25 protein-coding genes are annotated in these 25,367 nt (G+C 71.1%); 10 read left to right on the top strand and 15 right to left on the bottom strand.

The window, feature by feature from the left end; genetic code table 11:
• From ACLZOT_RS29295 to ACLZOT_RS29285, 3 genes are all read left to right on the top strand, one after another.
• The coding region (locus ACLZOT_RS29295; RefSeq protein WP_416972112.1) for a GNAT family N-acetyltransferase at window positions 1-410 on the top strand (410 nt) is incomplete at its 5' end.
• The gene (locus ACLZOT_RS29290) at window positions 407-1,204 is read left to right on the top strand and encodes a tetratricopeptide repeat protein (RefSeq protein WP_416972111.1); all 798 of its coding nucleotides are present in this window, start codon (window positions 407-409) and stop codon (window positions 1,202-1,204) included. The genes ACLZOT_RS29295 and ACLZOT_RS29290, both read left to right, overlap by 4 nt.
• Before the next feature lie 123 nt (window positions 1,205-1,327).
• Entirely contained in the window at window positions 1,328-2,155 is an 828-nt protein-coding gene (locus tag ACLZOT_RS29285) for an isocitrate lyase/PEP mutase family protein (RefSeq protein ID WP_416972119.1), read from the top strand.
• 1 nt (window position 2,156) lies between these two features.
• On the opposite strand, the gene ACLZOT_RS29280 is transcribed toward ACLZOT_RS29285, so the two are convergent.
• The 8 genes from ACLZOT_RS29280 to ACLZOT_RS29245 all read right to left on the bottom strand — a co-directional run bounded on the left by ACLZOT_RS29280 (window position 2,157) and on the right by ACLZOT_RS29245 (window position 9,555).
• Entirely contained in the window at window positions 2,157-2,774 is a 618-nt protein-coding gene (locus ACLZOT_RS29280; protein ID WP_416972110.1) for a response regulator, read from the bottom strand.
• On the bottom strand, window positions 2,771-3,913 hold the full coding sequence (locus tag ACLZOT_RS29275; protein ID WP_416972109.1) for a sensor histidine kinase: 1,143 nt from the start codon (window positions 3,911-3,913) through the stop codon (window positions 2,771-2,773). Before ACLZOT_RS29275 ends, ACLZOT_RS29280 begins: the two co-directional genes overlap by 4 nt.
• Entirely contained in the window at window positions 3,910-4,650 is a 741-nt protein-coding gene (locus tag ACLZOT_RS29270) for an ABC transporter permease (RefSeq protein WP_416972108.1), read from the bottom strand. Before ACLZOT_RS29270 ends, ACLZOT_RS29275 begins: the two co-directional genes overlap by 4 nt.
• Window positions 4,647-5,555 carry an ABC transporter ATP-binding protein gene (locus ACLZOT_RS29265; RefSeq protein ID WP_416972107.1) on the bottom strand — a complete coding sequence of 303 codons (909 nt, stop codon included), beginning with the start codon at window positions 5,553-5,555 and terminating at the stop codon, window positions 4,647-4,649. The genes ACLZOT_RS29270 and ACLZOT_RS29265 overlap by 4 nt, the downstream gene beginning before the upstream one ends.
• 118 nt (window positions 5,556-5,673) lie before the next feature.
• Complete coding sequence (locus tag ACLZOT_RS29260) at window positions 5,674-7,785, bottom strand: hypothetical protein (protein ID WP_416972106.1); 2,112 nt, start codon at window positions 7,783-7,785, stop codon at window positions 5,674-5,676.
• Window positions 7,786-7,940: 155 nt separating this feature from the next.
• Window positions 7,941-8,342 (bottom strand): DUF6113 family protein, encoded by a 402-nt coding sequence (locus ACLZOT_RS29255; protein ID WP_416972105.1) that lies wholly within the window; start codon window positions 8,340-8,342, stop codon window positions 7,941-7,943.
• A 2-nt stretch (window positions 8,343-8,344) separates the two neighbouring features.
• A complete protein-coding gene (gene mshB, locus ACLZOT_RS29250; RefSeq protein ID WP_416972104.1) occupies window positions 8,345-9,220 on the bottom strand; it encodes an N-acetyl-1-D-myo-inositol-2-amino-2-deoxy-alpha-D-glucopyranoside deacetylase in 876 nt (291 codons plus the stop codon).
• Between the two features lie 140 nt (window positions 9,221-9,360).
• Entirely contained in the window at window positions 9,361-9,555 is a 195-nt protein-coding gene (locus ACLZOT_RS29245) for a hypothetical protein (protein ID WP_010350549.1), read from the bottom strand.
• Window positions 9,556-9,739: 184 nt separating this feature from the next.
• Between ACLZOT_RS29245 and ACLZOT_RS29240 the strand changes: the two genes are divergently transcribed.
• Window positions 9,740-11,899: a prolyl oligopeptidase family serine peptidase gene (locus tag ACLZOT_RS29240; protein ID WP_416972103.1), complete on the top strand. Its 2,160-nt coding sequence runs from the start codon at window positions 9,740-9,742 to the stop codon at window positions 11,897-11,899.
• Window positions 11,900-12,109: 210 nt separating this feature from the next.
• Here the strand turns inward: ACLZOT_RS29240 and ACLZOT_RS29235 are convergent, their stop codons facing one another.
• From ACLZOT_RS29235 to ACLZOT_RS29210, 6 genes are all read right to left on the bottom strand, one after another.
• On the bottom strand, window positions 12,110-13,171 hold the full coding sequence (locus ACLZOT_RS29235; protein WP_416972102.1) for an ABC transporter ATP-binding protein: 1,062 nt from the start codon (window positions 13,169-13,171) through the stop codon (window positions 12,110-12,112).
• A complete protein-coding gene (locus ACLZOT_RS29230; RefSeq protein ID WP_416972101.1) occupies window positions 13,164-14,138 on the bottom strand; it encodes an ABC transporter ATP-binding protein in 975 nt (324 codons plus the stop codon). The genes ACLZOT_RS29235 and ACLZOT_RS29230 overlap by 8 nt, the downstream gene beginning before the upstream one ends.
• Before the next feature lie 6 nt (window positions 14,139-14,144).
• Complete coding sequence (locus ACLZOT_RS29225; protein ID WP_416972100.1) at window positions 14,145-15,101, bottom strand: ABC transporter permease; 957 nt, start codon at window positions 15,099-15,101, stop codon at window positions 14,145-14,147.
• Entirely contained in the window at window positions 15,094-16,017 is a 924-nt protein-coding gene (locus ACLZOT_RS29220) for an ABC transporter permease (RefSeq protein ID WP_416972099.1), read from the bottom strand. The genes ACLZOT_RS29225 and ACLZOT_RS29220 overlap by 8 nt, the downstream gene beginning before the upstream one ends.
• Window positions 16,018-16,023: 6 nt before the next feature.
• The gene (locus tag ACLZOT_RS29215) at window positions 16,024-17,664 is read right to left on the bottom strand and encodes a peptide ABC transporter substrate-binding protein (RefSeq protein ID WP_416972098.1); all 1,641 of its coding nucleotides are present in this window, start codon (window positions 17,662-17,664) and stop codon (window positions 16,024-16,026) included.
• Between the two features lie 130 nt (window positions 17,665-17,794).
• Window positions 17,795-18,145 carry a helix-turn-helix domain-containing protein gene (locus ACLZOT_RS29210; RefSeq protein WP_416972097.1) on the bottom strand — a complete coding sequence of 117 codons (351 nt, stop codon included), beginning with the start codon at window positions 18,143-18,145 and terminating at the stop codon, window positions 17,795-17,797.
• Between the two features lie 399 nt (window positions 18,146-18,544).
• Between ACLZOT_RS29210 and ACLZOT_RS29205 the strand changes: the two genes are divergently transcribed.
• The 6 genes from ACLZOT_RS29205 (at window position 18,545) to ACLZOT_RS29180 (ending at window position 24,979) form a co-directional block, all read left to right on the top strand.
• On the top strand, window positions 18,545-19,084 hold the full coding sequence (locus ACLZOT_RS29205; RefSeq protein ID WP_416972096.1) for a hypothetical protein: 540 nt from the start codon (window positions 18,545-18,547) through the stop codon (window positions 19,082-19,084).
• 232 nt (window positions 19,085-19,316) lie between these two features.
• Window positions 19,317-21,113: an ABC transporter substrate-binding protein gene (locus ACLZOT_RS29200; protein WP_416972095.1), complete on the top strand. Its 1,797-nt coding sequence runs from the start codon at window positions 19,317-19,319 to the stop codon at window positions 21,111-21,113.
• Entirely contained in the window at window positions 21,110-22,141 is a 1,032-nt protein-coding gene (locus ACLZOT_RS29195) for an ABC transporter permease (RefSeq protein WP_416972094.1), read from the top strand. Before ACLZOT_RS29200 ends, ACLZOT_RS29195 begins: the two co-directional genes overlap by 4 nt.
• A complete protein-coding gene (locus ACLZOT_RS29190) occupies window positions 22,138-23,022 on the top strand; it encodes an ABC transporter permease (RefSeq protein WP_416972093.1) in 885 nt (294 codons plus the stop codon). Before ACLZOT_RS29195 ends, ACLZOT_RS29190 begins: the two co-directional genes overlap by 4 nt.
• Window positions 23,019-23,975, top strand: a complete 957-nt coding sequence (locus ACLZOT_RS29185; RefSeq protein ID WP_416972092.1) for an ABC transporter ATP-binding protein — start codon at window positions 23,019-23,021, stop codon at window positions 23,973-23,975. The genes ACLZOT_RS29190 and ACLZOT_RS29185 overlap by 4 nt, the downstream gene beginning before the upstream one ends.
• Window positions 23,972-24,979, top strand: a complete 1,008-nt coding sequence (locus ACLZOT_RS29180; RefSeq protein ID WP_416972091.1) for an oligopeptide/dipeptide ABC transporter ATP-binding protein — start codon at window positions 23,972-23,974, stop codon at window positions 24,977-24,979. Before ACLZOT_RS29185 ends, ACLZOT_RS29180 begins: the two co-directional genes overlap by 4 nt.
• Here the strand turns inward: ACLZOT_RS29180 and ACLZOT_RS29175 are convergent.
• Complete coding sequence (locus ACLZOT_RS29175; protein ID WP_416972090.1) at window positions 24,919-25,311, bottom strand: VOC family protein; 393 nt, start codon at window positions 25,309-25,311, stop codon at window positions 24,919-24,921. The genes ACLZOT_RS29180 and ACLZOT_RS29175 overlap by 61 nt on opposite strands.
• Between the last annotated feature and the right edge of the window lie 56 nt (window positions 25,312-25,367).

The raw sequence follows: 25,367 nt of genomic DNA, 5'->3' as shown, positions 1-25,367 counted from the left end.
ACGCCGTGGGCGACGGCGCCGGCAGTGCCCTGCGGGACGCCGTGGGCGACGGCGCCGGCAGTGCCCTGCGGGACGCCGTGGGCGACGGCGCCGGCAGTGCCCTGCGGGACGCCTCCGCGGGCGGTGTCGAAGATCCCGCGCGGGATGCCGTGAACAGGCCCGTCGCCATCGGGCGTTGTGTCGTCGACGGGCGGTGGGCCGGGTTCTCCGCCGTCGAGGTCGATCCGGGCGCGCGGCGGCGGGGGCTCGCGACGGACGTGATGGCGGTGCTCGCCGGGCGCGCGCTGGCGGAGGGCGCCTCGGCGGCCTGGCTCCAGGTCGAGGCCGACAACGCGGGCGCGCTCGCGCTGTACGAGGGGCTCGGGTTCACCGTCCACCACTCCTACCACCACTACCGGGAGCCGGCGTGAGCTATCCGCCCGGTGAGGTACGCCGCCTCTTCGCCGAGGAGGCCCGCGCCGAGCGGCCCGACCTGGCGACCCTGTGCTTCCTGATCGGCGCGGAGGCGGACCCCTCGCTCGGACCCTCGGACCTGGACGCCCTCCAGGTCGAACTGGACCGGCTCGCCGGGGAGTTGCCGTACCGCCCCGGCGGCGCCCGCGCATGGGCCGAGGCCGTACGGGGGTTGCTGGGCGAGCGCTACGGGTTCCGGGGCGACGCCGCCGACTACCAGCGCCTCGACTCGTCCCTCCTGCCCCAGGTCCTGGAACGGCGGCGGGGGCTGCCGATCCTGCTGTCCGTCGTGTGGATCGAGGTGGCCCGGCGGGCGGGGGCTCCGGTGTACGGGATCGCCGCGCCGGGGCATTTCGTCGTGGGGTTCGGGAGCCGCGCCGAGCGGGTCGTCGCCGACCCCTTCGACGGGGGCCGGGTCGTGGAGGGCGGGCCCCGGTCGGCCGCGCGCGAGGTGGGCGCCGCCGACCCGCTGGCCGTCGTCGCGCGGATCCTCAACAACGTACGGGCCTGGGCGGGCGGCCAGTTGGACCGCAGCGAGGCCGCGCTGTGGGCCGTGGAACTGGGGCTGCTGCTGCCCTCGCATCCGGCCCAACTCCGGTACGAGCGGGGGAAGCTGCTGGTCCAGCGGGGTGACTACCTGGGCGGCGCCGCCGAGTTGGAGGGGTACGCGGAGGTCGTGGGCGCGGTCGACGAGGGGGCGGCGCGGAAGGTGCGGGGGGAGGCGCTGGGGGCGCGGGCGCTGCTGAACTGAGCGGGGCGCGTTCGTGCCGGGGACAGTGCGCCGAGAGCGCGGGGCAACGCTCGTGACCAGCGGATCGTACCGATCGTTATGCGCGCGACAGACGACTCGGAGCAACGCTGGAAGGCCGTCCCGATGCCGCACGGAAGTTCGCTGCGCCAAGCGATCACCGCCCCCGGAACCACCCCGCTGATCGGCGTGTACGACATGTACTCGGCGTCGATCGCCGCCGCCCGCTACGACGGCCTGTTCGTCTCGGGGTTCGGCTTCGCCGCGTCCCACTACGGCCTGCCCGACATCGGGTTCATCGCCTGGCCCGACATCGTCGCCTTCACGGAGCGGCTGCGCGGCGCCTTCCCCCGGCACCACCTGCTCGTGGACATCGACGACGGCTACGGCGATCCCGAGGTCGCCTGCCATGTCGTACGGCGGCTGGAGGGGGCCGGGGCCTCGGGGGTGATCCTGGAGGACCAGAAGCGGCCCCGGCGGTGCGGGCACGTCGACGGGAAGCAGGTGCTGCCCCTCGACGAGTACCTCGACAAGCTGGAACGGGTGCTGGCGTGCCGTGGCGACCTGGTGGTCGTCGCGCGCACCGACGCGACGGACGAGGCCGAGATCCTGGTCCGCGCGAAGGCGCTCGCCGCGACCGACGCGGACGTGGTGCTGGTGGACGGGGTGCGGGACGCGGACGCGATCCGCCGTATCCGCGCCTGTGCCGGCGACAAGCCGCTGCTGTTCAACCAGATCGCCGGGGGCCGCTCGCCCCGGCTGTCGCTGCCGGAGCTGGCGGAGCTGGGGGTGGATGTCGCGATCTACAGCACGCCGTGTCTGTTCGCCGCGCACAGCGCGATCGACAAGGCGCTGGCGGAGCTGGAGGCTTCGGCGGGACGGCTCCCCGCGGCCGAGGGCGGCGGGGTGGGGGTGCCGGAGTCGATCGCGCTGCTGGAGCGGAACCTGCGGTGATTCACAGCCACCCCTTCTCCCGCGCTATCCGTACCGCCTCCGTCCGGTTGCGTGCCGCCAGTTTCTGGATCGCCATGGAGAGGTAGTTGCGGACGGTCCCCTGCGACAGCCGCAGTTCCGTGGCGAGTTCGGCGTTGGTCCGGCCGTCGGCCGCCGCGCGGAGCACCTCGCGTTCCCGGTCGGTGAGGGGGTTCGCGCCGTCGGCGAGGGCGGCCGCGGCCAGCGTGGGGTCGATGACGCGCTCGCCCGCGAGGACCTTGCGGATGGCGTCCGCGAGCCGGGCGGCGGGCGCGTCCTTGACGAGGAACGCGTCCGCGCCCGCCTCCATCGCGCTGCGCAGGTAGCCGGGGCGGCCGAAGGTCGTGAGGATGACGAGCTTCAGCTCCGGGAATTCGCCGCGCAGTTGAGCCGCCGCCTCGATGCCCGTCGCGCCCGGCATCTCGATGTCGAGGAGGGCGACGTCGAGGCCGGGGTGGGCGCGGGCCACCGCCACCACCTCGTCGCCCCGCGCTGCCTGGGCGATCACCTCGATGTCGTCCTCCAGGCCGAGGAGGGCGGCGAGGGCCTCGCGGACCATCGACTGGTCCTCGGCGAGGAGGACCTTGATCGTGCGGGTCATGGGGCGGATCCTACGGGGACGCGGGCGACGAGCCGGAAGCCGTGTCTCGTGCAGGTCGTCTCCAGGGTGCCGCCCGCTTTCGCCAGGCGTTCGGTGAGCCCCGTGAGTCCGTTGCCGGGGGTGCCCGGGGAGTCGCCCGAGCCGTTGTCCTCGACGGAGAGTTCGAGGGTGGGCCCGTCGAGGGTCTGCCGGCGGACCAGGTCGACGGCGCACCGGCCGGCCCCGCTGTGCCGTACGACGTTGGTGACGGCCTCGCGCAGCGCCCACGCGAGCGCGGACTCGCTCTCCTCGGGGACTCCGTCGAGCGGGACGTCCTCCGGGAGCCGCACCTCGACGCCGGCGGCCTTCAGCGCGACCTGCGCGCCCGCGAGTTCGGCGACGAGCCGGGGTCTGCGGTAGCCCGTGACGGCTTCCCGGACGTCGACCAGCGCCTGTCGGCTGACCTGCTCGATGTCGGCGATCTGCTGGGCGGCCCTGTCGGGGTGGGCGGGGAGCATCCGCCCGGCCAGCTCGCTCTTGAGGGTGATCAGGGAGAGGGAGTGGCCGAGCAGGTCGTGCAGGTCGCGCGCGAGGCGCAGGCGTTCCTCGTTGGCGGCGAGCTGGGCGACGGCGGCGCGGGCCTCGCGCAGCTCGACGGTGGTCCGGATCAGCTGGCGGATGCCGGTCATCGAGAAGCCGCCGAGCAGGGCCGGCAGGAGCAGTCCGGCGAGGTACGCCCGCCCGCCGGGGACCAGGAAGGCGATCGCGGTCAGGAGCGCGGAGGCCACCGGGACGGACCAGCGGGCCAGCCGGAACGGGAGCGCGGCGCCGGAGGAGATCGACACGTACACGAACAGGACGAGCCACTCCCGGCCCAGCGTGAGCGCGAGCACCGCCGACTGGGTGGCCAGGACCGCCAGGGAGCCGAGGACCAGCGCGTTGCTCTCGCCCCGGCCGGTGCGGAAGATCAGGGTGAAGTACCAGGCGACGAACGCGAGCAGGCCGATCGCGCCGAGGACCCGGACACCGGGGCTGTGGCCGCCGTGCAGGAGGTCACTGATCGGCGCGCTCAGGTAGGCGAGCCAGATGCTCATCCAGAGGAGCTTGACGGCCTTCTGTCTCCTGGTCCGCGGGCGCTGCCCGATGCCGACGCTGTTCACGCCTTCAGCGTGTCCTTCCGGTACAGCCAGGCCGCGCCGCCCGTGAAGAGGGCGAAGGACACGACGAGGACGGCGGCGTCCGACGCGTGCGGCAGCTCGCTCTGCTCGATGGCGCGGCCGAGCGCGGCGTACGCGTGGGTGGGGACCCACTTCGCGATGTCCTGGAGCCAGCCCGGGAAGGTCGTCGTCGGCATCCACAGGCCGCCCAGGATGGACAGGCCGAAGTAGGTGATCATCGTGATCGGGCGGACCGCGTCCCCGGTCGCGGCGTAGCCGAGGGCGACGCCGAGCGCGGCGAAGACGAGGCTGCCGGCCCAGATCGCGGCGGTGAGCAGGAGCCACTGCCAGGCGTCCAGCCGTACGCCCTTGACGAGGGCGGCGACGGCGAAGACGACCACGATCGAGGGGAGGCTCACGACGGCCGCACTGGCGGTCTTCGCGAGGACGTAGCCCCGGCCGGGGAGCGTGGTGAGCCGCAGTTGGCGGGTCCAGCCGCTCTCGCGTTCCTTCGCGATGCGCTCGCTGTTGCCGGTGAGGGCGGCGGTGAGGGCGCCGAAGGAGGCCATGGAGACCATCATGTAGGTGGGGAGGGTGAGGCCCGTGCCGTCGACCTTCGCGGTGTTGCTCGCGCTGCCCGCGATCAGGAGGAACAGGGCGGCGGGGTAGATCACCGAGAAGAAGAGGAACTTGCGGTTGCGCAGGGCTCGGGTCAGTTCGAGCCGGATCAGGCTGGTCATCGGGTACGGGCCTCCTCGGCTTCGGTGATCGCCACGAACGCCTGCTCCAGGCCGAGGCCGGTGACTTCGAGGTTCCTGGGGTACAGGCCCGTGCCGTACAGGGCGTGGACCGTCGCGTCGGCGTCGGTGGACTGGATGCGGACCGTGCGGCCCGACACGTCGAGCGAGGTGAGGAAGGGCAGGTCGCGCAGGGTGGGCGGGATCTCGCCCTCGATGTCGAAGGAGATGCGGCGGGCGCCCGCCTTGGCCTTGATCTCGGCGGCCGTGCCGTCGGCGAGGAGGCGGCCGCGGTGCAGGACGAGGACGCGGTCGGCGATCGCGTCGGCCTCTTCCAGGTAGTGCGTGGCGAACAGGACCGTGCGGCCCTGGTCGGCCTGTTCGCGCATGGTCGCCCAGAAGCCCTGGCGGGTCGTGACGTCCATGCCCGTCGTCGGTTCGTCCAGGACGATCAGGTCGCTGTCGCCGGCCGTGGCGAAGGCGAAGCGGACGCGCTGGGCCTGGCCGCCGGAGAGCTTGTTGACCTTGCGGCCGGCGATGGCGGTGATGCCGGCGCGGGCCATCACGTCGGCCGGGCGGTAGGGCCTCGGGTGCAGGTCGCAGGCGAGGCGGACGAGTTCGGCGACCGTCACCTCGTCCATCAGGCCGCCGCTCTGGAGCATCGCGCCGACCCTGCCGGCGACGATGGCCTCGCGCGGCGTCGTACCGAACAGGCGGACGCTGCCGCTGTCCGGGGTCTTCAGGCCGAGCAGGAGGTCCAGGGTCGTGGACTTCCCCGCGCCGTTGGGCCCGAGCAGCGCCACGGTCTCCCCCGGACGCAGGTCCAGGGTCAGTCCGTCGACGGCGCGGACCTCGCCGTACGCCTTGCCGACCTGGTCGAACGCGACCACCGAAGCTGTCGTTGTCATGCGTCCATGGTCGCTTCGCGGACCTCGTCACGCACAGTGCCGGACGTACGGAATGCCGCATGACAGAAGTCATGCGGCATCCCGGTACGCATGTCCTCCGCGAGGACGTTCCCGCAGGTCAGCTCGGGTTGGTCTCGATGACGACCGTGCGCTCCGCCGTGGTCTTGCCGACCAGGGCCTTGCGCAGGGCGTTCACCACGTCCTGGGGCAGGACGTCGCGTTTGCCGGTGGCCGTGGTGACCTTGACCCCGTCGAAGGCCGAGCCGTAGATCTCCTTGAGCGCTTCGAGGTCGTAGGTGTCGACGAGCTTCCCGCCGACGGCCTTGAAGCCGATGATCTTCGGCAGGGACTTCGAGCCGAACTGGAGGCCCTTCCCGTTCGGCGCCTGGATCGTGACTCGCTCGGACATCGCCGGCTCGGCGAACTCCTTCATCATCCGGTCGACCTCGGCGTTGGAGATCGTCGGCTGCCTGGTCGTCGTCGGGACGGTCACCGGCGTCGCGGTACCGGTCTCGACCTGCTTGCGGTACGCCTCCTCGACGGCGGGCAGCGCCTTGGCGGTGTCGATGCCCGCGCCGGGCTTGCCGTAGACGGCGACGGCCTTGCCGTCCTCGAACTTGATCGTGCCGTCCGAGGAGGTGGCCGAGCCGCCCGAGGCGCTCTCCAGGGCCGCCTGGAGCTTCTCCTCGTCGACCGGCATCTCGGGCTCGACGACCCGCTTCTGGCCGAAGAGCGCGCCCACCACGGAGACCGGGTTGTAGTCGCTCTTGGCGACCGAGTCGACGGTCGCCGGGATGTCGAACTGGAGGCCCGCCCGGTCGGGCTGGAGCGTGACCTGCCGGTCGCCGACCTTGATCTGGAGCTTCGCGTTCAGCGCGCGCGTGCCGAAGGCGTCGTCGAGCTTCTGGACGGCCTGGTCGCGCGTGGAGCCGCCGATGTCGACGCCGAGGACGGTGGTGCCCCTGGGGACGTCCGAGTGGTTCATCAGCAGGCCCGCGCCGTACACGCCCGCGCCGCCGACGACGGCGAGGCCGACGAGGAGGCCGAGCTTGCTGCGGCCCTTCTTCTGCTTCTTGCCCTTCGCGGGGGCCGTCTGCTTCGGCGGGGCGCTCTGGCTCGCCGGGGGGACGACCGGGATGCCGCTGGTGAGGGTCTGCCCGGAGGGGCCTTCGGGGCCGGGGCCGCCGGGGCGGAAGCCGCCGGGGCCGGGGGCGGGGGCGAGCTTCTGCGGCGTCAGGATCGCCGTGTCGTCGCTCAGTCCGCCGCCGGGGAGGCGGCCGGTGCCGGGGCCGGGGTTCGCGCCGGGCGCGGTGAGGCCGTTCATGAGGCCGGGGCCGCCGGGTCCGGGGGCCGTACCGGGGGCGCCGGGGCCCGCCTGGGGCACGGCCGTGCCGCCGGTCACCGGGCCCGCGGTGGGGCCGTTCGGGCCGCCCTTGCCGGCCGGGTCCGGGTAACCGCCGTTCGGCGCGGAGAAGTTGTGCTGGTCGGAGAAGTCGTGCTGGGCCGTCGTGCTGCTCTCGGGCTCCGAGAAGTACGGCAGCTCGTCGCGGGTGGGCTCCGGCGCGCTCGCGCGCGGGGAGGTCGCCGCGAGGACCTCGGTCACGTCGAAGGAGCCGGTGCCGCCGCCGTGGCCGGGGGCGACGGGGCCGCCGGTCGCGCCGCCGGGCAGCCCGGAGCCGTTGGTCCCGCCGGGCCGCTTGCCGGGCGCGGACATCGAGCCGACCACGCCGCCGGGGCGGGCGCCGCCTATGGCACCCCCCGCCGGTCGTGCGCCCGCCGTACCGGGAGCCGTACCCGGGGCGGACGGCTGTCCGCCGTTCGTCCCGGACGAAGCGCCGGGCATGCCCGCGCCGTTGGTCTTCGGGCCGGACGGTCTGCGCGGCGCGAACCAGTCGTTCTTCTCGGCGGCGGGCTCGGGCGCGGGCGCCTCGGTGGCCTGCGCGGGCACGGACGGCTGCGGCTCGGCGGCCGGTTCGTCGCCCTCGCCCTCGCCGACGGGCTTGCGCACGACGACCGGCGGAATGGGCCGGGACCCGGGGATGTTGATGCGGATCCGGGTCGTCACCGTGGTCTCGGTCTTGCGTTCCTCCGGCTGGGCGGCCGAACGGCCCGCGTCCGCACCGCCGTCGGACACCATCGGTGTCCCGTACGGGGGCGTGCCCGAGGGGTACGCGGCACCTCCACCGCGCCCGTTGGGCCCGGAGGACGGAGTGTCAGTTTCACGACTCAAGGCAGGCTTCTCCAGGTTGGCTCCGCCGCCCGCCACGACCTCACGGGCAGCTCGGCGGCGCGCACCACCATACTGGCCACTTCTGCCCCCCATCCCACGACCGCTGGGGAAACCCACACGGGATACGCACGCTCACGCCATGGCGAAGTGGTACGTCACTTCCCAAGTCGGGCGTCGGCGCCGATCGGTTGCCTCCCCGCGCCAAGGGTGGCGCAGATCACAGCCGTTGCCATGCCGCCGAGCAGGAACAGGTACGAGCCACCGCCCGCCGCGAACAGGAAGTCGCCCTCGGGACGGCCGGCCGTCAACAGCACGACGGCGATCATCCACCCGGCGGCGGGAGCGACGGCCCCCGCGCGCGTGCCGACGGCTCGCGCACCGCCGAGGAACAGGCCCGCCGATCCGGCGAGCGCGAGCAGCAGCCCGCCGGGGAACCAGCCCGCCTGGACGAGCGATCCGGCGGCGCCGGTGACCGCGCCGAGCAGGAGGAGGCCGACGTAGGCCACGACACGGGCCGCGGACGGGGGTTTGAGGGGCTGGGCGAGGTCGACCGACACCGTCAGACCTCCAGCCCGGCGAAGAGGTCGCTCTCACGGCCCTGAGCGTCCGCGCCGCTCTCCCCGCGCCGCCCGCGCACGAGTTGGTAGTACTCGGTCGTGAACAGCGGCTGCGCGAGGTAGTTGGACAGGATGAAGTACCGCCCGCCGGGCTCCACTTCGAGCTGCGTCGCGTGCGCGCGCATGGCGGTCGCCTTTGCGTCCGCGTACGGTCCGCCGTCGATCGCCGTGGTGATCAGCCCGTCGTCGACGACTCCGGGGACGTCGCCGATCTCGCCCGCCTTGTCGAACGGCAGCGCCGGGAGGTCTTCTTCCAGCCGCGCGAAGGCGTCTTCCGCGACCGCGCGCGGGACGCGGTTGAAGTAGACCTTCGCGACGGGTACGCCCTCGGCCTCGGCGAGTTCCGCGGCGCGCAGGGCGACGCGGTGGGCCTGGATGTGGTCGGGGTGGCCGTAGCCGCCGTTCTCGTCGTACGTGACGAGGACCTGGGGCCGTACCTCGCGGACGATCTCCAGGAGCTGTCCGGCGGCCGTCTCGACGTCCGCCTGCCAGAAGCACGCGGGGTCGTCGTTGTCGGCGGTCCCCATCATCCCGGAGTCGCCGTAGCGCCCGGCCCCGCCGAGGAGGCGTACGTCGTCCACGCCGAGCGCGCGCATCGCCTCGGCCAGCTCCTGGCGGCGGTGGGCGCCGAGGGCCGCGCCGGACAGGTGGGCGAGGCCGGGCGGGATGACCTCGCCGCGCTCCCCCAGCGTGCAGGTGACCAGCGTCACCCGCGCGCCGGCGGCCGCGTACCGGGCCATGGTCGCGCCGTTGTTGATCGACTCGTCGTCCGGGTGCGCGTGCACCAGGAGGAGCCGCCGGGAGGGGAGATCCGTCATGGGACCACCCTACGAGGGACCGGAACGCGATCCCTCGGGGGCGTGCGAAACGGACAGGACTGATCAGCGCCGATCCGGGAAGGCGGACATGGAGAAGGGGCCCCGGTCAGGGTTGGGACCGGAGCCTGGGTGGAAGGGGGTCAGAACTTGAGGTCGCCGATCATGCTCGCCACGCTCGTCGTCAGATCACTGATCGTCGGAGCGATGGTGGAAGACGCCAAGTAGAAACCGAGCAGGATGCAGACGACGGCGTGACCGCCCTTCAGGCCCGACTTCTTGACGAGCAGGAAGACGACGATCGCCAGCAGCACCACCGCCGATATCGAGAGTGCCACGGCGGCTCACCTCCAAGAACCCGGGTACCAGGGGAACAGAGCGGGAGAACGTGTAAATCCATACAACAGCCAGCAGGTTCATACCCACGCAGCGGTAGTGATCATAGCTACGGATATGCGCGCATCCTTCGGCGCACGGACGCGCAAGGGGGCGCGCGGCCAACATGCCTCGTAGGGTCGGGACATGACCATCGAGAGCGGTTCTCCCGCCGGCTCCTTCCCCCGGCGACACGCCCGTACCCAGCGATTCACCCTCGGCGTGCCGCGTTCGTTCACCGCCGCGCCGGGCGGAGAACGTGTCGTGTTCCTGCGCTCGTCCTCCGGCACGGACCGCGCGAACGCCCTGTGGGTCCTCGACCCGGCGGACGGCTCCGAGCGCCTCGCCGCCGACCCGGTAGCCCTCCTCGGGGGCGCCGGCGAGGACCTGCCGCCGGAGGAGCGCGCCCGCCGCGAGCGCAGCCGTGAGGGCGGCGCCGGCATCGTCGGCTATGCCACCGACGCGGCCGTCGAGCTGGCCTCTTTCGCCTTGTCAGGGCGGCTTTTCACGGCCGAGCTGCGGGCCGGCACGACCCGTGAACTCCCCGCCTCGGGGCCGGTGATCGACCCTCGCCCGGCCCCCGACGGACGGCATGTCGCGTACGTCGCGGGCGGCGCCCTGCGGGTCGTCGGTGCGGACGGCGACGGCGACCGGGCGCTCGCCGAACCCGAATCCGCGTCCGTCACGTACGGATTGGCCGAATTCATCGCGGCCGAGGAGATGGACCGGCACCGGGGTTTCTGGTGGTCACCGAGGTCGGACCGGCTGCTCGTGGCGCACGTGGACGACACGCCGGTGAAGCGGTGGTGGATCTCGGACCCGGCCCATCCGGAACGTGAGCCACGGCACATTCCGTACGCGCAGGCGGGCACCGAGAACGCGATCGTACGCCTGTTCGCGCTGGGCCTCGACGGGTCCCGCACGGAGGTCGTCTGGGACCGTGCGCGCTTCCCGTACCTGGCGCGTGTGCACTGGTCAGCGGCGGGTGCGCCACTGCTGCTCGTACAGGCGCGCGACCAGCGCAGCCAGCTGTACCTGGCCGTCGACACCGACTCCGGGGCGACCCGGATGGTGCACGCGGACGAAGATCGGATTTGGCTGGATCTTTTCCCCGGCGTGCCCTGCTGGAGCCCTTCCGGACAGCTCGTCCGCATCGCCGACGAGGGTGGCGCGCGCGTGCTGGCGGTCGGGGAACGTCCGCTGACGACCGCGCAGTTGCATGTGCGAGCGGTGCTGGACGTCTCCGGCGACGACGTCCTGGTGTCGGCCTCCGCCGGGGAGGAGGCGGCCGACCCCGAGACCGGCGAGGTGCACGTCTACCGCGTCAACGAGCTGGGCGTGGAGCGCCTCTCGCGGGAGCCCGGCGTCCACTCGGCGGTGCGCTCCGGGGACGTCACGGTCCTCGTGTCGGCGACCCTGGAGCGGCCCGGGTCCGTCGCGCGCGTCCTGCGGGACGGCAAGGCGGTCGCGACCGTCGCCTCGTACGCCGAGGACCCCGGCCTGTCCCCGCGCGTACGGCTCACTCAAGGGGGCGCACGCCGGATTCCGTGCGCCGTGCTCATGCCCCGGGACCACGACGGTGACACTCTCCTGCCGGTCCTCCTCGACCCCTACGGCGGCCCCCGCGGGCAGCGGGTCGTCGCCGCGCACAACGCCCACCTCACCTCGCAGTGGTTCGCCGACCAGGGGTTCGCGGTGGTCGTCGCCGACGGGCGCGGGACGCCGGGGCGCTCGCCGGCCTGGGAGAAGGCCGTACGCGACGAACTCGCCGCCGTCGTCCTGGAGGACCAGGTCGACGCGCTGCACGCCCTCGCCGGGGAGTTCCCGCTCGATCTGGGCCGGGTCGCCGTGCGGGGCTGGTCCTTCGGCGGCTACCTGGCCGCGCTGGCCGTCCTGCGCCGGCCCGACGTCTTCCACGCGGCCGTCGTCGGCGCCCCCGTCACCGACCTGCGGCTGTACGACACGCACTACCAGGAGCGCTACCTCGGCCACCCCGCCGAGCAGCCGGACGTCTACCGGCGCAACTCCCTCGTGGACGACGCCGGCCTGGTCGACGCGGCCGGCACCCACCGGCCGATGATGATCATCCACGGCCTCGCGGACGACAACGTCGTGGTCGCACACTCCCTGCGCCTGTCCTCGGCCCTCCTCGCCGCCGGCCGCCCCCACGAGGTGCTGCCGCTGTCCGGGGTGACACACATGACGCCCCAGGAGGAGGTGGCGGAGAACCTGCTGCGACTCCAACTGGACTTCCTGCGGCGGTCGCTGGGCCTGAAAAAACCACAGAGCACCGCAACCATCAATTGAGGAACCACGGCGATGCCCCGGCCACCTCCGCGAGAGCGGCGCCGGTTTAGGCGCAAAAAGGGGCAACGGGCCGGAGCGACATGGCGCGCTCCGGCCCGTTTACGGCACCCGCACGGCCGTACGCTGTTCAGCCTCGCGCGTCCGTATATCGGAACCGGGTCGGGAAAGTTGCCTGCGTGTTAACGCGGTTACTGTGCGTTTGGGCCGGTTTCAGGGTGCATTTCCTTGATCGTCTTCCGGTGGGACGACCTGCTTCTCCTCGGCGAAGTGGCATGCCGAGTCGTGCGCCGCAGGCCCGCTCACGTCCCTGAACTCCGCCGGGACCGCCAGCAGCGGGACCTCCAGCGCGCATCTCTCCTGCGCCTTCCAGCAGCGGGTGCGGAAGCGGCAGCCCGAGGGGACGTTCGTGGGGGACGGGACGTCGCCGGCCAGGATGATCCGCTCCCGGTGCTCCCGCGCGGCCGGGTCGGGGACCGGGACCGCCGACAGCAGCGCCTGCGTGTACGGGTGCGTCGGGTGGTCGTAGATCTCCGCGTCCCTGCCGATCTCCACGATCCGGCCCAGGTACATCACGCCGACGCGGTCCGAGATGTGCCGGACGATCGACAGGTCGTGCGCGATGAACACGTACGACAGGTCGAACTCGCTCTGGAGGCGCTCCAGGAGGTTGATCACCTGCGCCTGTACGGAGACGTCCAGCGCCGAGACCGGTTCGTCCGCGACGATCACCTCGGGGCGCAGGGCGAGGCCCCTCGCGATGCCGATGCGCTGGCGCTGGCCGCCGGAGAACTGGTGCGGGTAGCGGTTGATGTACTCCGGGTTCAGGCCGACGACGTCCAGGAGGTCCTGGACGCGTCTGCGGCGGTCGCCCTTCGGGGCCACCTCGGGGTGGATCTCGTACGGTTCGCCGATGATGTCGCCGACGGTCATGCGGGGGTTGAGGGACGTGTACGGGTCCTGGAACACCATCTGGATGTTCCGGCGCACCGACTTGAGGGCCTTGCCGGACAGCTTGGTGATGTCCTCGCCCTTGTACTTGATCGACCCTTCGGTGGGGCGCTCAAGATTGACGAGCATCTTGGCGACAGTTGATTTGCCGCAGCCCGATTCCCCGACGATCCCGAGGGTCTCTCCACTGTTGACGGCGAAATCAACACCATCAACCGCTTTCACCGCACCGACCTGTTTCCTGAACAGGATTCCTTGAGTCAGCGGGTAGTGCTTGACCAGTCCGCTCACTTCGAGGATCGGCTCAACTGTTGAATCAACCATTGAGGCACTCCCTCCAGAAGTGGCAGGCGCTGGTGCGGTGTTCGCCGGCGTCGTGCAGCGGCGGTACGTCCGTCCGGCAGACGTCCTGAGCCATCGGGCAGCGGGGGTTGAACGCGCAACCCGTAGGGATGTTCATCAAGTTGGGCGGCAGTCCCTTGATCGCGTACAGCTCCTGGCCCTTCTGGTCAAGACGGGGGATGGAATCGAGCAGTCCGCGTGTATAGGGATGAGCCGGTGCTTTGTAGATGTCGTGCACCGGGGCCTGCTCGACGATCCGGCCCGCGTACATGACGGCGATCCGGTCGGCGACGTCCGCGACGACCCCCAGGTCGTGGGTGATGAGGATCAGGCCCATGTTGAACTCGCGCTGCAACTCCGCGAGCAGGTCCATGACCTGGGCCTGGACGGTCACGTCGAGGGCGGTGGTCGGCTCGTCGGCGATGATCAGGGCGGGCTCCAGGGCCATCGCCATGGCGATCATGATGCGTTGACGCATACCGCCGGAGAACTGGTGGGGATACTGCCGCACCCGCTCCTTGGCGGCGGGGATCCGCACCCGGTCCATCAGCTCGACGGCCTTGGCCCGAGCGTCCTTCCGGGACATCCCCCGATGCACCTCGAACATCTCCCCCAGCTGATCCCCCACGGTCAGCACGGGATTCAGCGAAGACAGCGCGTCCTGGAAAATCATCGCCATCCGCGCCCCCCGGATCTTCCGCCGCTCCTCCTCTTTCAGCTTCAGCAGATCCTGCCCCTGAAACAGGATCTCGCCCCCCGCGATCCGCCCCGGCGGCATATCGAGAATCCCCATGATCGCCTGAGCGGTCACGGACTTCCCCGACCCCGACTCCCCCAGCACGGCCAGCGTCTCCCCCGCCTCCACCCCGTACGACACCCCGTTGACGGCCTTGGCGACCCCGTCCCGCGTACGGAACTCCACATGCAGATCACGTACTTCGAGCAACATGACGAGTCACCTCAGCTTCGGGTCGAGGGCGTCGCGGACCGCGTCGCCCAGCATGATGAAGGCGAGGACGGTGATCGCGAGGGCGCCGGAGGGCCAGAGGAGGGCGTGGGGGGCGTTGCGGACGTAGGGGGAGGCGGCGGAGATGTCGATGCCCCAGGAGACGCTGGGGGGTTTGAGGCCGACGCCCAGGTAGGACAGGGTCGCCTCCAGGGCGATGTACGTGCCCAGCGCGATCGTCGCGACCACGATCACGGGGGCGACCGCGTTCGGGGCGATGTGGCGCAGCAGCATCCGGGAGTTGGAGGCGCCCAGGGCACGCGCGGCCTGCACGTAGTCGTTCTGTTTGGCCGTGATGACCGAGCCGCGGGCGATGCGGGAGATCTGGGGCCAGCCGAGCAGGACCATGAAGCCGATGACGGGCCAGATCGTGTTGCTGGTGACGACGGAGAGCAGGACCAGGCCGCCGAGGACGACCGGGATCGCGAAGAAGATGTCGGTGACGCGGGAGAGGACCGAGTCCCAGATGCCGCCGAAGAACCCGGCGAGGCCGCCGAGGACGCTGCCGAGGACGGCGACGCCGAGGGTCGCGAGGACGCCGACGGCGACGGACGTGCGCGCGCCGTACACCGTACGCGTGTAGACGTCGCAGCCCTGTCCGTCGTACCCGAAGGGATGGCCGGCGGAGGAGCCCTGCTGGGCCTTGCCGAGGTCGCACTTCAGGGGGGAGCCGGACGCGATCACCGACGGCCACAGGGAGATGAAGATCAGGAAGAGGATGACGAGCGCGGAGAGCAGGAAGACGGGGTTGCGGCGCAGGTCGCGCCACGCGTCGGACCACAGGGAGCGGGGTTTCTCCCCGCCGGGACCTGGCTCCAGGCTGTTGCCCTCGCTCACCGCGAGGTCCATCGCCGCGCCCATCCCGGTCCCGGCGATCACCCCCTCGGGTTCCTGGGGTTCAGGCATAGCGGATCCTCGGGTCGAGTACGGCGTACAGGAGGTCGACAAGGAGGTTCGCGACCAGGAAGACGAGGACGAGGACGGTCACGAAGCCGACGACGGTCTGCGTGTTCTGGCGCAGGATCCCTTGGTAGAGCTGGTATCCGACGCCGTGGATGTTGAAGATCCGCTCGGTGACGATCGCGCCGCCCATGAGCGCCCCGACGTCCGTGCCGATGAACGTGACGACGGGGATGAGGGAGTTGCGCAGCAGGTGCCGGACGACGACCCGCCGCCGGGGCAGCCCCTTGGCGATCGCCGTACGGACGTAGTCGGCCCGCCGGTTCTCGGCGATGGACGTCCGGGTCAGGCGGGTGACGTACGCCAGTGACACGGACGCCAACACCAGCCCGGGGACGAAGAGTTCGCCGAACTCGGCGTCCGTGGAGACGGACGGTTTGATCCACCCCCACTCGACGCCGAGCAGCAGTTGGAGCAGCAGGCCGGTGACGAAGGTGGGGACGGAGATGACGACGAGGGTGACGAGGAGTACGGCGGTGTCGACCGGCTTGCCGCGCCGCAGTCCCGTGACGACGCCGAGCGCGATGCCGACGACGATCTCGATGAGGATGGCGACGATCGTGAGGCGGATCGTGACGGGGAACGCCGTCGACATCAGCTCGGTGACCTTCTGGCCGTTGAACGCCGTACCGAAGTCGCCGGTGAAGACGTTCCCCATGTAGGTCAGGTACTGCTGCCAGACCGGCTTGTCGAGGCCGAACTCCTTCTTGAGCTGGGCCGCGGTCGCGGGGTCGCACTGCCGGTCTCCGCACAGGCCGGCGATGGGGTCGCCCATCACGTTGACCATGAGGAAGATCAGCAGGGTGGCGCCCACGAAGACGGGGATCATCTGGAGCAGGCGCCGGACGACGTAGCGTCCCATGGCGGGTCAGCCGACCTTGATCTCGTTGTAGACCGGTACGGAGAACGGGTTGAGCTTGACGTTCGAGAGGCGCTGCGAGTAGCCGGCGCTGCCGTTCTGGTACCAGAGGGGGATGGCGCCCATGTTGTCGCGCAGGACCTCTTCGGCCTTCTGGAAGTCCTCGACGGCCTTGGCGGTGTCGGTCTCGGCGTTCGCCTCGTCGACGAGCTTGTCGAAGTCCTTGTTGGACCACTGGCCGTCGTTGGAGGAGGCGTCGGTGTAGTACAGCGGCTGGAGGAAGTTCTGGATGAGCGGGTAGTCCATCTGCCAGCCGGCGCGGAAGGGGCCGCTCATCTTGTGCTGGGTGATCTGGCTGCGGTAGTCGGCGAAGGTGCCGACGGGGTTGCCGACGCACGCCGTGTTGTTGCCCAGCGCGTTGTTGATGGAGTTGCAGACGGCGTCCACCCACTGCTTGTGGGAGCCGGTGTCCGCGTTGTAGCTGATCTTGACCTGGCCGTTGGGCAGGCCGCCGCCCTCCTGGATCAGCTTCTTCGCCTCGGTGGGGTTGTACTCGCAGGCGTCGCCGCACAGGCCCGCCTTGTAGCCGCCGGACTCGCCGAGCACGGGTGAGGTCCAGTCGGTGGCGGGGGTCCGGGTCTTCTGGAAGATCGTGTCGGTGATCTGCTTCCGGTTGATCGCCATGGACAGGCCCTGGCGGACCTTCTCGGAGCCCGCCTTGTTCCAGTCCGCGTCGTAGAACGGGAACGCGAGGGTCTGGATGATCCCGGCGGGGGTGTTGAGGTAGCGGTCGCCGAGGTCGCTCTTGACGTTGGTGAGCTGGGAGGCGGGGACGTCGTCGACGAGGTCGAGGTTGCCGGCCATCAGGTCGGTGTACGCCGTGTTGTTGTCGGTGTAGACCTTGAGGGTGACGCCGCCGTTCTGGGCCTTGTCGGGGCCGGGGTAGGCGTCCCACTTCTTCAGGGCCATCTGGGAGCCCTTGGTGTACGAGTCGATCGTGTACGGGCCGTTGCCGACCGGCTTGCTCAGCCAGCCGGCGTGGTCGGTGAAGAAGGTCTGCGGGAGCGGGACGAACGCGTTGTAGCCGAGCGTGTCCGGGAACGTCGAGAACTTCTGCGACAGCTTGATCGTGAAGGTCAGCGGGCCGGTGACCTTCAGTCCGGAGAGGGTGGCGGCGGTCTGCGCGCTGCCGTCCTCGGGGTGCGTCTTGGCGAAGCCGTCGATGTAGGAGAAGAAGTAGGCGTTCTTCTGGTTGTTCTTCAGGCTCGCCGCGTAGTTCCAGGCGTCCACGAACGACTTCGCGGTCACCTTCTCGCCGTTGCTGAACGTCCACCCGTCCTTGACGGTGACGGTGAAGTTCTGCGAGTCGGTCGTCTCGATCTTGTCGGCCAGCATGTCGTTGGCCTTGCCGGTCTCGGGGTCGTAGCGCTTCAGCCCCCGGAAGGTCATGTCGAGGACCTTCCCGCCCTGCACCTCATTGGTGTTGGCGGGCTCCAGCGGGTTCTGCGGATCACCCCAGGACGCGGTCAGCACCCCGCCGCCGCTCCCGCTCCCGCCCCCGCTGTCGTTGTCGTCCCCGCCACATCCCGTCGCCACCAGGGCGACCGCCGCCGCCCCTACGACCCACTTGGCGTGCGTGGCTCCACGCATGGATGCCTCCCTCTGTGTACCGCGTCTGTCCGTTACCGGCCACTATCGCGAGAGGTGGGACATACAGCACATTTAGGGCGTCCGTTCGCGGGACGGGGCGGGTGACGCGTACGCCACCCGCCCCGGGAGATCAGTGAGCCCCCGCCATCCGCCCCACCGGCAGCCCCCGGCGGACCGGAGCCCCCGGCACCCGGAACGCCACCTGGACCGCTCCCGTCGGGGACAGGGCGATGAGGAGGTTGGCGGACATGGCGGAGGTGAGGCGTTCGAGGAGGGGCAGGGTGGGGACGGCCTTGCCTCGTTCGAGGCGGGAGAGGGCGCCCTGGCTCATGCCGGCCTGGGCGGCGAGGCGCTCCTGGGTGAGGCCGAGTTCGACGCGGCGGGCCTTGACGGCGGCGCCGAGGGGTGTGCCGAGGCAGTCCCAGCCGGTGTCGGTGCGAGAAGTGTGCTGCGGGACGCGTGGTCCGGAACGTACGGCCATGTTTCTTCATCTCCCCGTGGTGACGGCGCGAACCGAGAGGTGCGCCGATGCCCAGGGGACACCGGCGGCGCGGGGGCCGGTTCCTCGCTTGGGCAACTTTTGAGGTTCCCCGGAAGGCGTTTATGCCGAGGAAGGCATACACCCTCAAGATGTGATCCAGGCCACATTATTCGGCCCAGACATAGGGGCGAATCACCGCAGAGTGCCGCCAACTCCGCCACCCCCGCCGCCGCTATGGGCGTTTTGCCGACACCACCCGCCCTCGTGTCAACCCCCTCCCCCAACCCCCCTCCCGCACAACCCGGTTGTCACCCCGCCCGCCCCGCCGCCAACCTTCACCTCGCCACGGCGCCGGGAACCCCGCCGCCGGTGAGGCGCTCATCGAAGGGAACCGAAACCGTGCGGAAAATCGCCAGCTCCGTCGTCGCGTCCGCCATCCTCGCCGGCGGCGTGGTCGCCGTCTCGGCGGGCCCCGCCTCCGCCGCCTGCCCGCCCGACCCGGGCACCCGCTACACGATCACGAACAAGTCGACGGTCCGCCAGTCCACGAACCTGCACAGCGACTGGATGTACGACAACCTCGGCGGCACCCTCACGTACAACAAGACGACGACGGCGGCGGTCAACGCGAGCGGCACCGCGACCCTCGGCACCGAGGCCGGCGTCATCTTCGCCAAGGCCAGCGCCTCGTTCAGCGTCACGCTCGGCAAGACCTGGACGAAGTCGAGCAGCTGGTCGTACACGATCCCGGCGAAGAACAAGGCGGGCAAGACCAAGGTCCGCATGACGATGTTCCACGAGTCGAGGAAGTTCCTCGCGACGAAGTACGCGTACCACTACGACGCGCGCTGCAAGTACGTCGAGAAGAAGGTCTGGTCGAAGTGGATCACCGCTCCGGTCAAGAAGGACAGCAACGTCTGGGGCCTGGAGTGGAAGTAGTCCTGACGGGACACTGACCTGAGACGGCTCGCCGGTGAGGACACCGGCGAGCCGTCAACGTTTCACCAGCCACGCTTCACCGGTCTCGACCAATGCCGTACGACCATCCGATCAACGCCACGTTTCCGCAGGCCACACGGGGTGCACGCATCGTTGACGGCGGCTTCGACACCCTGGTACACCGTCCGACAACCGGTCCCTGTGCGAGTCGTGTGAAGCGAGGTCATGTGCGATGAACCGACCCGGGCGCCATCTGACGGCCGCCGCCCTCACCGCGTCACTTCTCCCCGTGTTCGCCGGAGCACCCGAGGCGTACGCGAAGGACGAACCGAAAGTCCTCACCGTCGCCGTCGCCCAGAGCGTCGACTCCCTGAGCCCCTTCCTCGCCACCCGCCTCGTGAGTACGAGCCTCCTGCGCCTCACGTACGAGTACCTGACGGACTACGACCCCGGCGACGCGCACGCGGTCCCGGGCCTGGCGACCAAGTGGTCCGCCTCCCCCGACAAGCTGACCTGGACGTACACGATCCGCTCGGACGCCAAGTGGTCGGACGGCAGGCAGGTCACCGCCGAGGACGCGGCGTGGACGTTCACGAAGATGATGACGGACCCCGAGGCGGCCACCGCGAACGGGAGTTACGTCACCAACTTCGCGCAGGTGACGGCCCCGACGCCGACCCAGCTGGTCGTCAGGCTGAAGAGCCCGCAGTCGACGATGACCGCCCTGGACATGCCGATCGTCCCGAAGCACGTGTGGGAGAAGGTCGGCGACTTCTCGAAGTTCAACAACGACAAGTCGTTCCCGATCGTCGGCGACGGCCCGTTCGTCATCACGGACTACAAGGCCGACAGCTACGTCCGACTCAAGGCCAACAAGGACTTCTGGCGGGGCGCCCCGAAGTTCGACGAACTCCTCTTCAAGTACTACAAGGACGGCGACGCGGCGGTCGCGGCGCTCCAGAAGGGCGAGGTGTCCTTCGTCCACAACCTCACCCCCGCCCAGGCCAAGTCCCTCTCCACGCAGGAGAACATCAAGGTCAACGACGCCCCGGGCCGCCGCTTCTACGCCCTCGCCGTCAACCCCGGCGCCCGCGCGAAGGACGGCACCCGCTTCGGCGACGGCCACCCCTCCCTCCTCGACCAGCGCGTCCGCCAGGCCCTCTTCCGCGCCGTGGACCGCACGGCGCTGATCGACCGGGTCTTCCAGGGCCACGCCATGGAGGGAGAGGGCTACATCCCGCCCCGTTTCGCGGACTACTTCTGGAAGCCCTCCCCCACCCAGAAACTCTCGTACGACCCCCAGCGCGCCGCCCAGCTCCTCGACCAGGCGGGCTACCGGAAGAACGCGGACGGCCGCCGCCTCGGCAAGGACGGCAAGCCGATCACGTACCGCATCCTGTGCCACGCGACCGACCCGAACGACAAGGCGGTCGGCCAGTACCTCAAGGAGTGGTGGGACGAGCTCGGCATCGGGGTGCGCCTCGACTGCCTCGACAACGTCACCGACCCCTGGCTCGCCGGCACCTACGACCTCGCCTTCGACGGCTGGTCCGTCAACCCCGACCCCGACTACGTCCTGTCCATCCACACCTGCGGCGCCCTGCCCGCCACCCCCAAGGACACCGGCGCCACCGACAACTTCATCTGCGACAAGCAGTACGACGCCCTGTACGCACGGCAGTTGGCCGAGTACGACCCGGCGAAACGCGCCGCGCTGGTGAGGGAGATGCAGTCGAGGCTGTACGACCTGGGCTACATGAACGTCATGGCGTACCAGAACTCCGTGGAGGCGTACCGCACCGACCAGATCGCCTCCATCGAGACGATGCCGAAGGCCGCCGGGAACATCTACGGGCAGGACGGGTACTGGAGTTGGTGGTCGGCGGTGCCGGCCGCGTCGTCCGGGGACTCCTCGTCGGGGATGTCCGGCGGGGTGATCGCCGGGATCGTCGCCGGGGCCGCGCTCCTCGCCGGGGCCGGGGTGTTCCTCGGGCTGCGGCGGCGCGCGGGGGCGGAGGACCGGGAGTGAGCGACACGGCGGCGGTCGTCGTCGGGGAGGCGCGGGCGCCGAGGGCGTCGGACGGCTATCTCCGGTACGGACTGGGCAAGGTGGGCGGGGCGGTCGTCTCGCTGCTCGCCGTGCTCGTCACCGGGTTCTTCCTGTTCCGGCTGATCCCGGGCGACCCGGTGAAGACGATGACCGGGGGCCGGCCGGTGTCGGCGGAGCAACTCGCCCAGTACCGCAGGGAGTTCGGGCTCGATCTGCCGGTGTGGCGGCAGTTCACGGACTACTGCGGCAAGGCGCTCACCGGCGACCTGGGGACGTCGTACCAGTTCCGGGCGCCCGTCGTCGACAAGATCTCCGAGGCGCTGCCGAACACGCTGCTGCTGACCGGGACGGCGTTCGTGCTGTACACGGTGCTCGGCATCGTCCTCGGCACGCGCTCCGCCTGGCGGCACGGCGGGCTCGGCGACCGCGTCAACACCGGTCTGGCGCTGGCCCTCTACTCGGTGCCGTCGTTCTGGCTGGGGCTGCTGCTGATCATCGTGTTCGCGGTCGGGGCGGGTCCGATCCCGGGCCTGTTCCCAACCGGCGGGATGGAGACGGGCGGTGAGGAGGGGTTCGCGTATGTCCTGGACGTCGCCCACCACTTGGTGCTGCCCGTCGTCACGCTCGTCGCCGTCGAGTACGGGCAGACGCTGCTCGTGACCCGGTCCGCGCTGCTCGACGAGATGGGCAGCGACTATCTGACGACCGCGCGGGCCAAGGGACTCCGGGACGCGGCCGTCCGCCGCCGGCACGCCGTGCCGAACGCGCTGCTGCCGACGGTCACGCTCGTCTTCATCAACCTGGGGCGGACCGTCGCCGGGGTGATCCTGGTGGAGACCGTGTTCTCCTGGCCGGGCCTCGGCGGGCTCTTCTACCAGGCGCTCAGCGTCCCCGATCTCCCCCTGGTCCAGGGCCTGTTCCTGTTCTTCTCGGCGGCGGTGATCGTCATGAACACCCTCGCCGACCTCGTCTATCCGCTGCTCGACCCGAGGGTGGCCGCCCGATGACGACCGTGGCCTGGCAGCGCCGCCGCCTCGGCGCCGTACGTTTCTGGAACGCCTACCGCACGCACCGCGCGGGTCTGCTGGGGTTCGCCGCCCTCGGGGCGTTCGCGCTCGTCGCCCTCACCGCTCCGCTGACCGTCGGCGCGGACGTCACCGGCGTCACCGACGCGCCCGGACGGCCCCTGGAGAGCCCGAGCGGCGAGTTCTGGCTCGGGACCGACCGCTATGGCCGTGACCTGCTCGGGCTGGTGATCTGGGGCTCGCGGGTGTCGCTGCTGGTCGGGCTGCTCGCGGCGGTGCTGTCGGTGGCGATCGGCACGCTGATCGGGGTGACCGCGGGGCACTTCAAGGGCGTGTACGCGACCGTCGCGATGCGCGTCACCGACTGGTTCCTCGTCATGCCGACGCTGGTCCTCGCGATCGCCCTCGCGACCGTCATGTCCCGCTCCCTCGGGACGGTGATCGTCGCGATCGGCGTGACCTCCTGGCCGACGACCGCCCGGCTGGTGCGGGCGCAGACGCTGGCCGTCGAGTCACGGCCGTACATCGAGCGGGCCACCGCGCTCGGGGGCGGGCACGGGCACATCATGCTCCGGCACGTGCTGCCCAACGTCATGCCGCTGGTGCTGGCGCAGACGACGCTCATGGTGTCGTCGTCGATCCTCGCGGAGGCGACCCTCGCCTTCCTCGGGCTCGGGGACCCGACGGTCGTGTCCTGGGGCGGACTTCTCCAAGAGGCCAGGGAGGCCGGTGCGGTGAGTGCGGGCGACTGGTGGTACCTCGTGCCGCCCGGGATCGCGATCGCGGGGGTCGCGCTGGCGTTCACACTGTGCGGGCGGGCCGTCGAGTCGGTGCTCAACCCCCGGCTGGGGGTGGGGCGTTGAGCGTCCTTGAGGTACGGGACCTGCGGGTGACGTACGCGGGCGGGTTCGCGGCGGTCCGGGGCGTCGACCTCGATCTGACGCCCGGTCAGAAGCTGGGCGTGGCGGGCGAGTCGGGGTGCGGGAAGTCCACGCTCGCCCTCGCGCTGCTGCGGCTGCTGCCCGCCGGGACACGGGTCGAGGGGCGGATCCTGCTGGACGGCGAGGACGTCCTCGGCATGCGGTGGGGGCGGCTGCGGGCCGTCCGGTGGGCGGGCGCGTCCATCGTCTTCCAGGGCGCGATGCACTCCCTCAACCCCGTCCACCGCGTCGCCGACCAGATCGCCGAGCCGATCGTCCTGCACGGCAAGGTGACACCGACTGCCGCTCGCCGCAAGGCCGGTGAGCTGCTGGAGCAGGTCGGGCTGCCGGCGGCGCGCGGACGCTCGTACCCCCACGAACTCTCCGGCGGACAGCGTCAGCGCGTCATGATCGCGATGGCCCTCGCCTGCGACCCCGGCCTGATCATCGCCGACGAGCCGACCACGGCGCTGGACGTCATGGTCCAGGCGCAGATCCTGCGGCTGATCGAGGGGTTGGTGACCGAGGAGAACCTCAGCCTCATCATGATCAGCCACGACCTCGCGGTCCTCGCGGAGACCTGCGACCGGCTCGCCGTGATGTACGCGGGGCGGATCGTCGAGGAGGGTCCGGCCCGGGAGGTCTTCTCGGCGGCCCGGCATCCGTACGCCCGGGCCCTCGCGTCCGCGTTCCCCCAAGTAGGCGACCCCGCCGCCCGGTTCGCGCCCCGAGGGCTGCCCGGCGATCCGCCGGACCCCTCCGACCTGCCGACCGGGTGCGCGTTCCGCCCTCGGTGCGGGGTGGCGCTGGAGGTCTGCGCCGAGGAGGACCAGGTGTTGCGGGAGGCGGGAGCGGGACGGGTGGCCGCTTGCGTACGGGTCGGAGAGGGGCTGTGACCGTGGACGAGACCCTGCTGACCGCCGATTCCCTCCACGTCACCTTCCCCGGACGCCGGGGCGGGCCGCCCGTACGGGCCGTCGACGGAGTCGAGTTGACCGTCCGCGCCGGTGAAGTCGTCGCCCTCGTCGGGGAGTCGGGATGCGGCAAGACGACCCTCGCGCGGGCCCTGCTGGGGCTGGTCCGCCCCAGCGCCGGCCAAGTCACCTTCTCGGGGGCGCCGTTGGCGTACACCTCCCGCGCCCTGAAGGCGTACCGCCGCAAGGCACAGCTCGTCCTCCAGGACCCGAGCGGGTCCCTGAACCCCCGGCACACCGTCTACGAGGCGGTCGCCGAGGGGCTGCGCATCCACGGCTACGGCGGTGACGAGCGCGCGGCCGTGTCTCAGGCCCTGTCACGGGCCGGGCTGCGGCCCCCCGAGCGGTTCTTCCTGCGCTACCCGCACGAACTCTCCGGCGGCCAGCGTCAACGGGTCGTCATCGCCGGGGCGTTGGTCCTCGAACCCCAGCTCCTCGTGGCCGACGAGCCCGTCGCCTCCCTCGACGCCTCCGTACGCGGCGAGATCCTCGCCCTCCTCCTGCGCCTGCGCCAGGACCTGGGCCTCGCGGCCCTCGTCGTCACCCACGACCTCGGCCTCGCCTGGAACATCGCCGACCGGGTCGCGGTGATGTACCTGGGCCGGATCGTGGAGACGGGAACGGTGGAGGAGGTCCTGACGGCCCCCCGACACCCGTACACCCAGGCCCTGTTGTCCGTTCTCCCCGAAGCCCCCGGCACCCCGATCGTCCTCACCGGCGAACCCCCGGACCCCTCCCGCATCCCCACCGGCTGCCGCTTCCGGGTGCGGTGCCCGGTGCTGGCGAGCGGAGAAGCCGAGCGGGCGGGGGTGGCAGAGAGGTGCCGGACGGAGGATCCGGGGGTGCTGGGCGGGGGCGGGGAGGCTCAGGTGGCGTGCCACTGGGCGACCAGCTCCACCTCGAACCCGTCGGAGTTCACGAAGTAGCCCGCGTAGTGGTCGGGACCGCCCGCACGCGGGTACCGGTCGGCGAAGAGGGGCTGCCAGCCGTGCGCGGGCGCGTCCGCCGCCAGTGTGTCCACGTCGGACGGTGAACCCGCGTGGAAGGCGAGGTGGTTGAGGCCCGGGCGGAGACGGTCGTGGTGGGGAGCGGTCAGGGCCGGGGACTCCTCGACGACGAGGTACGTCGGCCCGCTCCGCCAGCTCCTGCCCCGGTCCCACTCCTGGTACGGCTCCCAGCCGAGGCGGCCCAGCAGCCAGCCCCACTCCCCCGCCGCGCGGGGCAGGCCGGGGACCCAGAGTTCGATGTGGTGCAGCATCCGCATATCTCCGTACCGTCCGGAAAACACCGGTTCCCGGCACCTCGGAAGGTGCC

This window comes from Streptomyces sp. 4F14, from assembly GCF_048159485.1.
In the GTDB taxonomy this organism is placed as follows: domain Bacteria; phylum Actinomycetota; class Actinomycetes; order Streptomycetales; family Streptomycetaceae; genus Streptomyces.
This window is presented reverse-complemented; position numbering and strand designations above follow the sequence as displayed.